This window comes from Bacillus sp. CGMCC 1.60114, assembly GCF_042676365.1.
GTDB classification, from domain to species: Bacteria; Bacillota; Bacilli; order Bacillales; family Bacillaceae_G; genus Bacillus_A; species Bacillus_A rhizoplanae_A.
This window is the reverse complement of the sequence record NZ_JBHTHG010000118.1, coordinates 333,670-346,787: the sequence shown is the minus strand read 5'-3', so window position 1 is coordinate 346,787 and position 13,118 is coordinate 333,670. Positions and strand designations below refer to the sequence as shown.

Sequence of the window (13,118 nt, the reverse complement as noted above, 5' to 3'; positions counted from 1 at the left end):
TCGCATTCCTAGATAAGCGAATGTGATTTTTCTTTTTTGACACATTCTACGGAATTGTTCTTCACTTCCAAAAAACTATTCTATATCTGCTATTCCTAAATTTTCACACTCTATATGCTTTACAAACTGTGGAAACTCCATTTCAAAAAATCCTCGATTGAATGTGCGATAATACTCATACTTTGCTTGTATTTCTGACTCAGCGACAATTACATGTGGGCATCTCCAATGCTCAAATACTGTTTGTATTTTGAACTTGAATTGTAGAGTCATTTACCAAGCCACCCCTTCTCTTCTCCTTTTTCAAGAATAAGGTCAATTAATACTTTTGCTCCTTTGGGGCTTAGGGTTATTCTTCCATCCAGCAACTCGACATTTTCATCAGAAGCTTGTCCTGTTACTAGACAAGCTTTCTCATGTTACAAAAGAATTTCATGAACCTAAGACTTCTTCCGGAAAACGATTAATTGTTCTTCCTGAAATTACATTACATGCCCTAGAAGAACAATTTGACCGAATTAATGCGGAAAAAGAACGCTATGGTAGTGCATATAATGACTTCGATTTAATCTGTTCCACATCTAACAGGTATCCCTGCAATTTCAAAAGTTTGACACATTTGTAGAAAAAGCTTATAAAGAAAAGTGAAGTCCCTGATATTCGCTTCCATGATCTTCGGCATACTCACGCAACATTGATGCTCAAACAAGGTATTCATCCGAAGATTGTAAGTGAGCGATTAGGACATAAAAGAATAGGCATCACATTAGATACCTATTCTCATGTTGTACCGGGTCTTCAAGAAAAAGCTGTAGAAGATTTTGCAAACAATCTATTTCAAAAACACTAATGTTTGCAAAATGTTTGCAAATACGGATTTTGCATAAAAATACTAGCGAATTCGTGTGACATTGAAAGGAGTTAAAAACATGAAAGAAATCAAGTCTGACAAGGAGTTTCGCGACCTTATCGCAAAGGAAAACCCAGTAGTAGTTAAGTTCTTTACAACATGGTGCCCAGATTGTGTACGTATGGATAACTTTATCGATGACGTAATGGAAGAGTTCAATAAATTTGAATGGTATTCTATTAATAAAGATGAGTTCCCAAGCATTGCTGAAGAATTTCAAGTAATGGGAATCCCAAGCTTATTGGTGTATCAAAATGGTGAAAAACTTGGTCATTTACATAGTGCGAATGCAAAGACAGAAGAACAAGTTACTGAGTTTTTAGAAGTATATTAAAATAATACGAATACCGTATAAGAAAAAACCTCTTCTTTTGATATCGAAGAGGTTTTTTCTTATACGGATTATGTCACTTGAAGCTATTGTTTATTTTTCAAAAATCTTTTTAGTCAAAACATACCAGACATTATTTACCCCTTGTCCATTTATATCACCGACCTGCTTATCTTTATTAAAGTAATAAAGAGGATGGCCTTTATACGTTGTTTGCTTCTGTCCATCTTCTCTTGTGATAGTTTCAAAATCGCTTTTGTTAAATCCACTAGGAGCCACTATATTTTCTGCATGGAATGAAGGCCAAATTTCAGAACATTTACCTTTACAATTACTTACTCCTGGTTCATCCTTTGTGAAGTAATAAAGTGTCATTCCTTTATCGTCTGCTAAATATTTTCCGATTCCGTCCGATTCTAACACTTGAAGTTTGTATTTACTTGACTTTTCACTGATCGTATCGGTCATGGAAAGGGTTTTTACATTCACACGGGCAATGGAAAGATCTCGATTAAGGACATAAGCGCGTTCTCCATCCTGGCTAAAGACAATGGCTTGCCGGGGTTCTGCGAAACCGCTGATTGTCTTAATTACATGGTTATTAGAGACATCGATCACATCAATCGTATTGTCTACCTTACTGCTTGCAAAAAGCAGTTTGCCATCAGGCGACAATGCTGCACCGTATGGCTCACGTCCAACTTTTACCTCGTTGACGATTTGTCCTTGAGAGATGTCTACCACGGAAATGCTGTCACGACCGCTGTTTGCGGCATACATTGTTTGACCATCAGCACTCACGGAGATTCCACGAATCATAGAGAAACCAGTAATCTCACGTACGATGTTCTTAGTAGCTGCATCAACTACGGACACCTTATCTCCTTTAAAGTTTGTTACAAACACATATTTTCCGTCCGGAGAGACTTTAATACCTTGACGCGGTTGGGCGAAACCAGTGATGACCGCAGTCGGTTTACGTTTCTCAAGATCCACGATCGTTACAGAACTGTGCGCCTGATTGTTCACGTACAGCGTCTTTCCATCAGGGCTGACGGCGGTGCCGAATGCACCGGGGCCGACCACGACTTCATCTTTTAAGGTTAGGCTTTTTGTGTTGTAGAAGCGCAAAGTGCCTAGCGTACTGTCCGAGACGACGAACTCTGAACCATTGTCAACGAACACGATGTTTCTCGGTGTAACAAAGCCATCGATTTTCTTGCGTAAAGTGCCTTTAGCAAGGTCATAGATACGGATGGATTGTTCGCGACTATCTGAAACAACCGCAATTTGCTCATCGGGACTTATAGCAAGGGAGTTGTTAGTGATGCTGCCATCGAAGCTCTCCACTGCAATAGAGCTTTTATTTTCAGTAGATGAGGCAAAAATAGCAGCCGGAAAAATAACAACAAACATCAAAGCTACAATCAATACACCGTTAACTTTCATTTTTTTTAACATTTCTTCACCTCGTTAAAAAATTTTTTTGCATGATAAATTTTCAAGACGCGCGAATAAGCTCCATAGGGGCACACAAGCCCAGCAGGTAAACAGGACATTTGAATCTCTGGAAATATCCTATACGTTTTTTGATTCCCTCCTTTTGTAATTGAGTCTGAATTTTTATCCCTTCATTCTATGTAAACGTATAAATGGACAAATTGGTTCGAATATTATAATAGTTTTTTTCAAAAAATTTTGTATTACACTTTCCCTTTACAAAGGATTCATGTTCTTCTAATTTTGATAAAGCAGAATAGTTGTTTTAATTCCGCTAATGACAAATTCATTAAGCGCCCTTTTCTACATAAAAAAGTGTAACAAAAACCACCGTTTATGAAACTCTAATGAATACTCCCCCACTTAGCAAAGCTTGAAGTGGGGGTTTCTAACGTTTCGCCCTAACGGACGATTAACGTCAGTGGAGTTAACACACTAGCGAGCTGTTTCACGCCTAACCCCTCTATCCCGTTTGTCCATGCATTCGGGACTACTTTTCGTAAAATATTAGCCGCAGCATTTACGTCTGCGTTGATTTCGATTCCTTTTGCAGAACGATACATACCACGCTTCATTCGTTTTCCTGAAAAAGTTGCATTTTGGTCATTTGCTCCATACGTTGGAATAAAGTCATGATCTAGAAAACTTGCTTTTGATGTGTAAGATTCCTCGGTCACAATAACTTGAATGCCTACTGCATTTGCTTTGTATGTAATCATTTGAATCAATACACGATGCGAGATATGGCAAAACGTTTGGTTATTTTTCTTTCCCATATTCGTTTCTTGCTTCCAACTTTTGTTTTGACCAATCACAATTTTGCAAACTTCCTCTTCTTGAGCTAGTTTTACAATATGATGACTAGCTTTATGGAAGATGTCCTTTATTTTCAGGTAACGCTTTTGGTGAAGTTTTTCTATTCTTTTAGAAGTAAAAGGTCCTTCCTTTGTTTGTTTACCTTTCCTGAGAATACTTGTAAAATGACTCTTCATTTTATTGTAATATTGATTTATGCTTTTGACATGTTTGCCCTTAACAAGTATAGGCTTTATACCTGTGTTTGTTACAATGGTTGCAAGGTTATCAATACCTAAATCAATACTCATATAACGACCATTCTCTTCAACGGATTGTTGTTCTGAAGGAACATCTATCACCAATTCCACTACATATTCATTGTATTTAGGAATGACACGAACTTGTTTCAACTTACCTTCAGTAAACCCTAATTTCCCAATGTTTAATTGCAATTTTGTCTTTGGAAACTTTAAAAACTTATCATTTTTAATGACACAATCTTGATTTGTATACAGAATCTCTTTTTCAGAAGAACGAATATATTTTGGAATTCTAGGTCTTCCAGTATATTTATTTGGATTCTTTTTATAATCTTTTAAACTAGCAAAAAAAGACTTCCAATTTTGGAATACATTTTTCATGATGGATTGACTAGATTGCGTAGGCAAAGCACGATAATCATTCTGAATCATGACTTTAAATAATGCATCCAGAAAATTATAATCTACATAAGGTTTTTCTGTAGTTGGTTCTGAAAACAAATTACATTTCACTTCTTTTTGTTTTTCTTTTGGTTTTGTTTTCTCTTTTTCCAATTTCTTTTGATAGGCAAGAAGTTGTGTATCATTTATCTTCTCAACGCTTTTGGAAATTATGTCCAAAATTTCTTTTTGTAAAGGTTGCAACTCCTTATCTTGTGTCAAACCTGTATACACTTGTCGTATATAAAAGTTTGTCGTGTTGTACATATTCTTAGCATTTTGGCAAGATTCTTGAAAATAAGAATACATACGATGCCCTTTTTTAATCCAGATCTGAAGAGTTTTATAATTTGTTTGATTTTCCATTGTCATTTTTCACCTCCTTGTTAAGGATATTATACCAAAACAAGAACGTATGTTTCTGTCATTTTTTGAACATAAAATATTTTTTTCGATTCACCTCACCACCTTCACATATGTTTAGAGGTGGGAGTCCTCTCGAAAGGTATGATAGGTTTATTACGAAATTGCTAAAAGCCTAATCACATTTGGTACCAAAACTAATACCTAAAAACTAGTTCCTTATTTTAGTTCTATGAGATTTTTAGTACTTAACCACAAAAAGCCGATTACCTCAATTTACAGGAAATCGACTTTTTCTACGTTTATTTTGCTTACGTATATATAAGCACTTTTTTCTGTTTTTTATGAGCGAACTTTTTTTGCCCTCACGAAACAATGTTCTCTCTTTCTTAAAAAGCTAAAAGTACACAACAATGTTTGTATAGACCCACACGACTTTCATTTGATACGCTTATACATAGAGAATCTTTGAGAGAAAGGTGAGTGAAAAATATGGATTCACTTTCTAACAAAGCTGCTGATAAAGGGGCAATGCTAAGCATTGTTGCATATATTTTTTTGTCATCCATTAAAATTGTAATAAGCTACATAGCTTTTTCTAGCGCACTGCGTGCAGATGGTCTGAATAATTTGACCGATATTGGAGCATCACTAGCTGTTTTAATCGGATTAAAAATTTCCCGAAAGCCTCGCGATCTTGATCACCCATATGGTCATTCAAGAGCCGAACAAATCGCTTCACTCGTCGCGTCATTTATCATGATGACTGTCGGATTAGAAGTTATTGTGAATGCTGTTCAATCCTTTTTCAAAGAAGAACAAACGACACCTAGTTTAGTTGCAGCTTGGGTTGATTTATTTTGCGCTGCTGTCATGTATAGCGTATACATATATAATCGTAAAATTGCACAGCAAACAAAGAGTAAAGCACTAGAAGCAGCAGCAAAAGATAACTTATCTGATGTTCTCGTAAGTCTTGGGACAGTTGTTGGTATTTTTGGTTCACAGTTTCAGATGCCACTTCTTGATCCAATTGCAGCGCTTATCGTTGGTATGATTATTTGTAAAACTGCATGGGACATTTTTAAAGAAGCAACACATATGCTAACAGACGGTATTGACCCTGACAAAATGGAAAAATACGTTGAAACAGTAAAAACAATTGCAGGCGTTGAACATATCGTTGATATTCGAGCACGCATGTATGGAAATCAAACGTATGTTGATATTACTATCGAAGTAGACGCACGCATGGATGTAAGTGAAAGCCATCGTATTACCGATGAAATTGAAGAAAAGTTGCAACACAATCACAATATTTGGCACACACATATTCATGTGGAACCAACGCAAAAAGAACCTATGCTCACATAGGTTCTTTTTGCGTAAAGTGAAACTTCCGTCATTATGAATGTCTTTATCATTACCTCCTGCAATTACTTACTATCTTGATACAGAAGATTTTCTATCCACTGAGTGTGGGATAAATGTTTGATGAAACATGATACACAAAATAAGCCAACTCCCCCCAGCAGCCCAACCCGCTAAAATATCAGACGGATAATGCACACCTAGATATACACGACTGATAGAAATTGAAAAAATAAGAAAACAAGCGATAAAAATAAGTAATATTTTTTGATGCAATTGTAAGCGATGTTCGGTAATCGTAATGTATGCAATAAACCCAAGAAATGCGACAGCATTCATCGAATGTCCACTCGGAAAACTGTAACCTGTCGCAGTAACAAGTTGTGATATATCAGGCCTTGGTCGCTCATACCATAGTTTTAACATATAGTTCATATAGCGTGAACCGTAAAAATTTATCATTAACAAAATCGCTGTCATATATCGTCTTCGAATCAAGAAATACATAATCAAAATAAACAATATAGGAAAATACACTTTTTTCGATCCAATAAAAGATATCCATATAAAGTAAGAAGTAAGATATTCATTACGAAAGCTTTGTATATAATTACTCACTGCAATATCAAATTGATCAATAAAAGGTGTTTTATAAGAAAAAGACAACATAATAAAACAAATGAGTAAAATAAATAGTAACGCATATAAATGTCGATATCTCTTCATCTGCATAACCTCACTATATAGAAATGGAGGGGATGCTTTATTTTCCCCCTCCATTTCTTTTTTATGCATGCATTATCGAGAAATATAATTGTTAATTTTTTGCTGCATTACAGGAATGTCTTCACGCTTCACTGTGAAGCGAACAGTTTTTTCATCCATATCTAAAGCTTCAGCAAATAATCCAGCAAGACCTCTTGCTTTTCGATCTACTTCCATCATAATTTCTAGGCTATCGTATGAGCGTGGTATAATAAGGAGCTCTAATTCATCGAGCTTTCCGTAATATTGTCCGGATACAGGAACAAATTCAAATTCTTGTGCAAAGGGTACGTGATCACGCAAACGATATGGAAGTTCTTCACATTCTGCTTGGCGAAGACGAAATCCAAGATTTTGAACTGCATCTAATACACTTTTTAACAATATATTTGGGAGTACTTGAATATAATCACGGTCACTCGGATCAATACTGCGTTTAATATCAAGACCAGTATGTACCCAGACGTTTTTCATACCAAATGTTAACGGTACTTCAATCGGCATTGGAAAAGAAAATGGGATTTCTCGTTTTTCATTTATTCCAATTGTAATTGGAGTTGTTAAACGGACTTTCTTTAAATCATATGTTGAACTTATTTTTTTATCATCCACTTCACGAGTATATGTCGTAGATAACGTTAAATAAATACTATCAATTTCTTGTTCTACCGATCCACCAGTAATATGTACAACCCCTGTAATTTCTTCCCCAATGAGCCATTCCTCTTGTGTTAATACAGTATCAACTTTTGCACTACCAATACCAACGCTTGCTAAAAATTTTTGGAACATGTATTTCCCATCCTTTCTATTATACAACGCACATCTGCTATTAGCTCTTGTATATCTTCATAATACGGCTCTTTCATTTGCAGCATCCTCATGATTACGTCACAACTATGTACTGATAATGTTAATTCTTTATACCAAGGCTGTTCTTCTTTTGAAGATTCATAACTAGAATACAATAAAAACAAAACAAAGTGACCTAAGGCATAAAAATCACTACGATACTGAATTTCACGCATATATGCTTGTTCACCTTTATAATACTGAGCACGCTCGTCAATTTCACCAATAAATCGAGCTAATCCAAAATCTATGATAGATATATCATCATCTTTCATTAAAATGTTTGGAATTCGTAAATCACGATGAACGATGCCCTGACTATGAAAATAGGAAACAACTTGAAGCACTTTATATAAAATAAGAAAAGTTTCTTTCTCTGTATACATTTTTCCATCTCGAAAAATAAAATCCTCAAATGTTTTTCCAGACATTTTCTCCATTACAAAAAATGGCTCTTTTCTCCATATAAAACTATGAAAAAAATGAGGAATTGCATGGTGCTCTAACTGCTGCAAAATGGCTTGCTCGTATGTGAACGATTTCCTTCCTGATGCATACCTCTGTTTACTTTTTCGAAGCTGTTTTAATACTTTATTCTCACCAGACAACATGTCTGTAACAAGATATGTAAAACCATAACTTCCCATACCGAGAATACTCTTAATTTGATACCGCTGTGCAACGACGATATTAATGGATAGAGGTCGATCAAACCATGTCAATATTTTACGAAAAATCATCAACTACTAGAGAAAAAGCTGCGACTTTTATGTTTTCTTTTATAATGGTGATGCCCATACTCATGAGATGGACGACGCTTATGATAATCGCTGCTAGAATAAGAACGATGTCTGTGACGATAATCACTACTGGAGTATGAGCGATACTTATGCTTATTTCCTAGCAAAGAATCAATAATTTTTTTAAACATTCCTTCACCTCTTCGGAAAATTTTCACTTTTATTATACCAAATACAACACGATATAGTTATAACCATTTTATAAAGTGAAACTTCCATCAGTGGGGATTTTCTTTATCCTCCGCTGATGGAAAGCCCGCCCAATCGGGCTTTAACGGTCAGTTCCCCGCTACCTATCTTCATCACTTCTCTCTCAATCCCGAGGTGGGAGTCTTACTGCCCACGAATAGCGGGATAAACATAGACAAGCCATGCACGATATAAAAAACGACGAGTCTGTCCCGTCGTTACTTTCCTTCATCATCTTCGTCAAATATTTCATCAATCATACATTTCTCTAACAAGTAATCGAATGCAATATCTGCAAGATCTTCAATTTCTTCTCGCTTTGGTACATACCCTCTCACAATTAATTGCTCATAAAAAAATTCCGCAATTTCTTCCGTATCAATCACGACCTCTATTTCCTTCATGAGCATCACCCCTTTAATTCTGTTTTATGAAGAAAAATAGAAATTATGTATAAGAATAGAAAAACATTTTTCTTTTCATACTAGATATGTAGGTTATATGCAGAGAAATTCTTGCATAGGATGTAGTACAAGCTATATAAAGGAGGAAAACACAATGAAATATAAAGAAGAGATGATGCATGCAAAAGAAGATTTCATACATGAGGATGAATGGGTGGACAAGCTTATTTCTATATTTATTATATTTTTAACGATTGTAGGCATACCATATACAGCTTATATTTCCTTTCAATTCCTTCTCTCTTTTTAACTTATTTTTTCTCAGATAATTTGATTAAATAGTTACGTACAACTTCCATCACAATCTTATATTCTTCATCTTGAAATGTTTCATATAATGTTCTATAATCATTAAAAATATCTAATAGACCGTCAATAATTTCTTTTCGATTCGTTTTTATACTTACTTTTTTCGAATTATTAATAGACTTTAATTTACCTAGATCCAGCTTATTCATTCCCGCCTTATCTTGCTTTATCTTCTTTAAAATTGCGTTTGCTGTTTGTGCATTCGCAATAAGCGTCAAATCTGATTCATCCGCTTCTAGCCACTCACCATCAGTAATACGTGATAATTCATAAATTGTGTCTTCCCAAGCATCGTTTTTATAACGCCACACTTCTGTCCGGTATCCGACAACGCGAAATACGTCTTTTTCATAGCCTGTTACTTGAACAAGATCGCCAAATGTAAATTTATAGCGCAGTTCAATCCATTCTAATTCGCCATCTTTCACCTCTTGTTCTGTCACAAGTTGCAATGTATGTTCTACGTAAAATCCATCGTGATTGTTCACTTCATATACATAAACACCGTCTAGCATTTTTATATTTATAATTTTTCCATTTTTATTGGCTTAACTTCCTCTTCATAAAATTCCTTGAAGTCATCAGTATCCTTTAGTTTGGAGTAGAGCTTCATTCTCTCTCTTATATCCTCTGAATCAATGGAATATTCGTTTACCTTCATATGTATCACTCCTAAAAATAATTATAAAAGAAAACCCGTACACATAAATATATGTACGGGTTCAACTTGCTTTTTCATTTTTATCTTCACTTTTATCTTTATTTTCATCTTCCAGTTTTATTTCTTGTGCTAATTCAAGGAGGGCTTTTGCTGCTTTACAAGCATCAAATTCTCCAATTTCATTGTATTTAAAATTCATGATGCCTCTCACCTCTGCCGATATGATATGCGAGACATTTTGTCTGTGTTCTGTGTCCCTATCGGTTTTCTATCGAGAGAATGGAAAATGCAAATCAAGAACTAAAAAACATAAAAAATAAGCCTCCCGTAGGAAGCTTATTTGTAATCTAATCTATTGTTTAGTTTTTAAGATCACCTGATTTAATTAAGACTTTGCAACTTCATCACCAAAGTTGTTTCTTCATTGAACTACCCCCACCTACCGCTTCGTGCTTGAGGTGGGGGTCTTCTCACTAGATATGATAAAACGGGTATAAGATTTCATAAAATAGAAATAATACCGGTGTATGTAGTGATTATTAAATTAAAGGGGAGAAATGAATATGCCTACTAATGAGTCAAATAATTCAAAAAAAGAGTTAGCATCAAGAAAAATCCAAAACATTGATGAATTGAATGATGTAGAAGATGTAAACATGCAAGATGGAGATGGTATTTCAATTTATTGGGGCGACGAATGGAATATAGAAAAAGGTGAAGAGAAAAAGAAGAAATAATTTTCAAAGGTTATTCGTAAAGAAGAATCCTTTTTACTTCAACAGAGTTTGGACTAATTAGTAACTTTCAGGAATTTCACCTAAAACCGCTTATAAATTGGAATAAACCGTATATAATTAATGATGTGAGAGCTAATAAATGAAATTTTAACCAAGGGGTTCTATCAATTTCGATAGAGTCCTTTACTTATTTTGGACCAAGATGAGTTTTGAAACGTCCTCAGCACTCATGCTTCATGCTTCACATTATATAATTCAACAGTGAATCTCTAAAGTTTTTTAAGAACCATCCTGAAACCTTATCAATTTATAACCACTCAATCTCTATTGTAGCCTCTTCTCTCGGTCTCGTCGTATCATGATTCGCTTCTGCATTACTACTGAACCATATCTTCTTTATAAATTTCTTCAAAAAAGTATTACATGATTCTGCTTTAAGTTCTTCTAATTTATCTAGTTTTTTAATAGCATCTTGTAATCTTGTCTGCTCTTCATCTGTATTAGATAAATTCTCTAACCTAATATCAATAAGTTCTATTTGTTGCTCAGTTTGTTTAATTTGTCCTTCATTTTCTTCACGCATTTCATAAAACTCATTTTTTGTTATCTCTCCATCCATCCGCATCTCATTGAGGTTCCGTTGTCGCTTATTAAATCTATCTATTTGTTTCTCTAAGGACTCCCTTTGAATTAATAATTTCTTTTCTATTTCCGTGGTATCAAGAGATTTTAACATTTTTAGTTCTTGTTCAAATGCTGGTTTCTTTTCTTTAACCTTTTGTATTACAAATTGCTCAATTGGATCATACTTGTATCCGCGATCTCTACATTTATTATTATCAATTTTATAGACACATGATTTTATATAATCAACGCCATTACCATCACATTGAATGTATCTCTTCCTTTTACAGCAATTACAGTAAATTAAATTTTGAAGTTTTCTCTTCGCATTCGATTTATGAAAGAAGTTACCTTGTGTATTTTCTTCCAATACTTTTTGTACTTCTAAAAATACTTGTTTGCTTACGATTGACTCATGAGCATTTTCAACGAATACTTCATCAACCACCCTGCCGTTGACTCGCCTGCGCGCTTGAACAACCCCGTAATAAACGACGTTCTTTCTGATTTGACTAATATGTGCTGATGTAAGAACTTTACCTTGTCTACTTCTCCACCCGAGTGTATCTAACTGTTTTGCGATTTCATTAGCGCTAACTCGTTCCAATGTCTTTTGAAAAATCAAGCGAATTATTTTAGCCTCTTCTTCAACTATCTCTAATCGTTTTTCTTCATTTTTCTTGTATCCCAAAGGAATTTGATTTGACATCGTCCATTTCCCTTGTTCTGCTGCTGCTAATCGACCTCTCCCCAAACGTTTACGAATTTGTTTATATTCAAAGTTTGCCATCATCGCTTGAAAGGAGAACAGCATTTCATTGCTTTCCTGTGACAAATCAATTGCACCTTGAGGAGTTAAAATTTTGATGTCATGAAGAATCAGCATTTTCTTAATTTCTTCAGCATGAGCGTTATCACGAGAAATTCTGTCTATATCCATTACAAGGAGAGCGTCATAATCATCTAACCTGCTTAATAGCAAATTCAATTGAGGTCTATCAGTATTGACTCCGCTTGAAATTTCTTGATAAATGTCGTAAGTTAATTTCTGCTGTTTTGCAAGCTTCGTTAGAGCTTTTCTATGGTTAGATAAAATCTCATCTATGTTTAGTTGCTCTTCGTTTCTAGATAAACGTAAATAAATTGCGGCTAATCCCATTCTCTTCACCTCTTAGTCTATGTATCGGGAATGATTCCACATTATTAAACGAATAAAAATAGAAAATTAATATTTGTAACTTTACCGACTGTACCATATAACGTAATCACGACTATATCTCCTATATTATATTTGGGCTGCTTTTTTCTCGTCATTTTTCTCTCTCCTTTTTAAGTCGTGATTTTAAGTATGTGACGTTAACAGTATATGCGGCCCACCACAAAAACGCTTATCACATGAGGTTGTATAATTGAATATTTTTTTCATAAAAAAATACACTCCTCTATTGGAGTGTATTTAACACTAATTGAAAATTGGTAGTGGTAAAACAACCTTCGGATAGACATTTCACTCTATCGTTCTTGCATATATAATTCCCATGCGCGATCAAAAATGGTCATGCTTTCTAATGAACCGCTCAGCTCTAAATATGAACTAATCTCATCATAATCCTCCGATTGTTTTGGAAAACTATGATCTTCATACATTGTTTCTGCCAAGTCTGATAGTTCATCTTTCAATAAAGAAGCACGGTGCTTCATCATATAGTGATAAAATGACTTTTTCAACAATATTCCCTACCT

The 13,118-nt window shown here is 34.7% G+C and carries 18 protein-coding genes and 1 pseudogene; 5 read left to right on the top strand and 14 right to left on the bottom strand.

Features of this window, described 5'->3' with window-relative positions; all coding sequences use genetic code 11:
* Window positions 1-75 precede the first annotated feature (75 nt).
* Both ACFQZ1_RS23055 and ACFQZ1_RS23050 read right to left on the bottom strand, forming a co-directional pair.
* Window positions 76-273, bottom strand: a complete 198-nt coding sequence (locus ACFQZ1_RS23055; protein ID WP_377884471.1) for a hypothetical protein — start codon at window positions 271-273, stop codon at window positions 76-78.
* Window positions 270-368 carry a hypothetical protein gene (locus ACFQZ1_RS23050; RefSeq protein ID WP_377884470.1) on the bottom strand — a complete coding sequence of 33 codons (99 nt, stop codon included), beginning with the start codon at window positions 366-368 and terminating at the stop codon, window positions 270-272. The genes ACFQZ1_RS23055 and ACFQZ1_RS23050 overlap by 4 nt, the downstream gene beginning before the upstream one ends.
* 113 nt (window positions 369-481) lie before the next feature.
* On the opposite strand from ACFQZ1_RS23050, the pseudogene ACFQZ1_RS23045 reads away from it, so the two are divergent.
* Together ACFQZ1_RS23045 and ACFQZ1_RS23040 are read left to right on the top strand one after the other, a co-directional pair.
* A pseudogene (locus ACFQZ1_RS23045) lies at window positions 482-850 on the top strand (tyrosine-type recombinase/integrase).
* A 79-nt stretch (window positions 851-929) separates the two neighbouring features.
* Window positions 930-1,244, top strand: coding sequence for a thioredoxin family protein (locus ACFQZ1_RS23040; protein ID WP_377884469.1), 315 nt, complete (start codon window positions 930-932; stop codon window positions 1,242-1,244).
* A gap of 90 nt (window positions 1,245-1,334) precedes the next feature.
* On the opposite strand, the gene ACFQZ1_RS23035 is transcribed toward ACFQZ1_RS23040, so the two are convergent.
* Together ACFQZ1_RS23035 and ACFQZ1_RS23030 are read right to left on the bottom strand one after the other, a co-directional pair.
* Complete coding sequence (locus ACFQZ1_RS23035; protein ID WP_377884468.1) at window positions 1,335-2,702, bottom strand: beta-propeller fold lactonase family protein; 1,368 nt, start codon at window positions 2,700-2,702, stop codon at window positions 1,335-1,337.
* 440 nt (window positions 2,703-3,142) lie between these two features.
* A complete protein-coding gene (locus tag ACFQZ1_RS23030) occupies window positions 3,143-4,612 on the bottom strand; it encodes an RNA-guided endonuclease InsQ/TnpB family protein (RefSeq protein WP_377884467.1) in 1,470 nt (489 codons plus the stop codon).
* Window positions 4,613-5,095: 483 nt separating this feature from the next.
* Between ACFQZ1_RS23030 and ACFQZ1_RS23025 the strand changes: the two genes are divergently transcribed.
* On the top strand, window positions 5,096-5,977 hold the full coding sequence (locus tag ACFQZ1_RS23025) for a cation diffusion facilitator family transporter (RefSeq protein ID WP_377884466.1): 882 nt from the start codon (window positions 5,096-5,098) through the stop codon (window positions 5,975-5,977).
* A gap of 69 nt (window positions 5,978-6,046) precedes the next feature.
* Here ACFQZ1_RS23025 and ACFQZ1_RS23020 read toward each other — a convergent pair whose 3' ends face one another.
* The 5 genes from ACFQZ1_RS23020 to ACFQZ1_RS23000 all read right to left on the bottom strand — a co-directional run bounded on the left by ACFQZ1_RS23020 (window position 6,047) and on the right by ACFQZ1_RS23000 (window position 8,984).
* Complete coding sequence (locus ACFQZ1_RS23020; RefSeq protein WP_377884465.1) at window positions 6,047-6,700, bottom strand: phosphatase PAP2 family protein; 654 nt, start codon at window positions 6,698-6,700, stop codon at window positions 6,047-6,049.
* Between the two features lie 72 nt (window positions 6,701-6,772).
* Complete coding sequence (locus tag ACFQZ1_RS23015) at window positions 6,773-7,531, bottom strand: sporulation protein (protein ID WP_377884464.1); 759 nt, start codon at window positions 7,529-7,531, stop codon at window positions 6,773-6,775.
* On the bottom strand, window positions 7,513-8,331 hold the full coding sequence (locus ACFQZ1_RS23010) for a serine/threonine protein kinase (protein WP_377884463.1): 819 nt from the start codon (window positions 8,329-8,331) through the stop codon (window positions 7,513-7,515). The genes ACFQZ1_RS23015 and ACFQZ1_RS23010 overlap by 19 nt, the downstream gene beginning before the upstream one ends.
* The gene (locus tag ACFQZ1_RS23005; protein WP_377884462.1) at window positions 8,331-8,522 is read right to left on the bottom strand and encodes a hypothetical protein; all 192 of its coding nucleotides are present in this window, start codon (window positions 8,520-8,522) and stop codon (window positions 8,331-8,333) included. The genes ACFQZ1_RS23010 and ACFQZ1_RS23005 overlap by 1 nt, the downstream gene beginning before the upstream one ends.
* 276 nt (window positions 8,523-8,798) lie before the next feature.
* Window positions 8,799-8,984 carry a YozD family protein gene (locus tag ACFQZ1_RS23000; protein WP_377884461.1) on the bottom strand — a complete coding sequence of 62 codons (186 nt, stop codon included), beginning with the start codon at window positions 8,982-8,984 and terminating at the stop codon, window positions 8,799-8,801.
* 154 nt (window positions 8,985-9,138) lie between these two features.
* On the opposite strand from ACFQZ1_RS23000, the gene ACFQZ1_RS22995 reads away from it, so the two are divergent.
* On the top strand, window positions 9,139-9,294 hold the full coding sequence (locus ACFQZ1_RS22995) for a DUF3930 family protein (RefSeq protein ID WP_377884460.1): 156 nt from the start codon (window positions 9,139-9,141) through the stop codon (window positions 9,292-9,294).
* 1 nt (window position 9,295) lies between these two features.
* Here ACFQZ1_RS22995 and ACFQZ1_RS22990 read toward each other — a convergent pair whose 3' ends face one another.
* The 3 genes from ACFQZ1_RS22990 to ACFQZ1_RS22980 form a co-directional block, all read right to left on the bottom strand.
* On the bottom strand, window positions 9,296-9,868 hold the full coding sequence (locus ACFQZ1_RS22990; RefSeq protein WP_377884459.1) for a hypothetical protein: 573 nt from the start codon (window positions 9,866-9,868) through the stop codon (window positions 9,296-9,298).
* Between the two features lie 8 nt (window positions 9,869-9,876).
* Window positions 9,877-10,014, bottom strand: a complete 138-nt coding sequence (locus ACFQZ1_RS22985) for a hypothetical protein (protein WP_377884458.1) — start codon at window positions 10,012-10,014, stop codon at window positions 9,877-9,879.
* 61 nt (window positions 10,015-10,075) lie between these two features.
* Window positions 10,076-10,213: a hypothetical protein gene (locus ACFQZ1_RS22980; RefSeq protein ID WP_377884457.1), complete on the bottom strand. Its 138-nt coding sequence runs from the start codon at window positions 10,211-10,213 to the stop codon at window positions 10,076-10,078.
* A 364-nt stretch (window positions 10,214-10,577) separates the two neighbouring features.
* On the opposite strand from ACFQZ1_RS22980, the gene ACFQZ1_RS22975 reads away from it, so the two are divergent.
* Window positions 10,578-10,751 carry a hypothetical protein gene (locus ACFQZ1_RS22975; RefSeq protein ID WP_377884455.1) on the top strand — a complete coding sequence of 58 codons (174 nt, stop codon included), beginning with the start codon at window positions 10,578-10,580 and terminating at the stop codon, window positions 10,749-10,751.
* A 307-nt stretch (window positions 10,752-11,058) separates the two neighbouring features.
* Here the strand turns inward: ACFQZ1_RS22975 and ACFQZ1_RS22970 are convergent, their stop codons facing one another.
* Window positions 11,059-12,534, bottom strand: a complete 1,476-nt coding sequence (locus ACFQZ1_RS22970; RefSeq protein WP_377884454.1) for a recombinase family protein — start codon at window positions 12,532-12,534, stop codon at window positions 11,059-11,061.
* A gap of 353 nt (window positions 12,535-12,887) precedes the next feature.
* The gene (locus ACFQZ1_RS22965; protein WP_336480491.1) at window positions 12,888-13,103 is read right to left on the bottom strand and encodes a YozE family protein; all 216 of its coding nucleotides are present in this window, start codon (window positions 13,101-13,103) and stop codon (window positions 12,888-12,890) included.
* Window positions 13,104-13,118 lie beyond the last annotated feature (15 nt).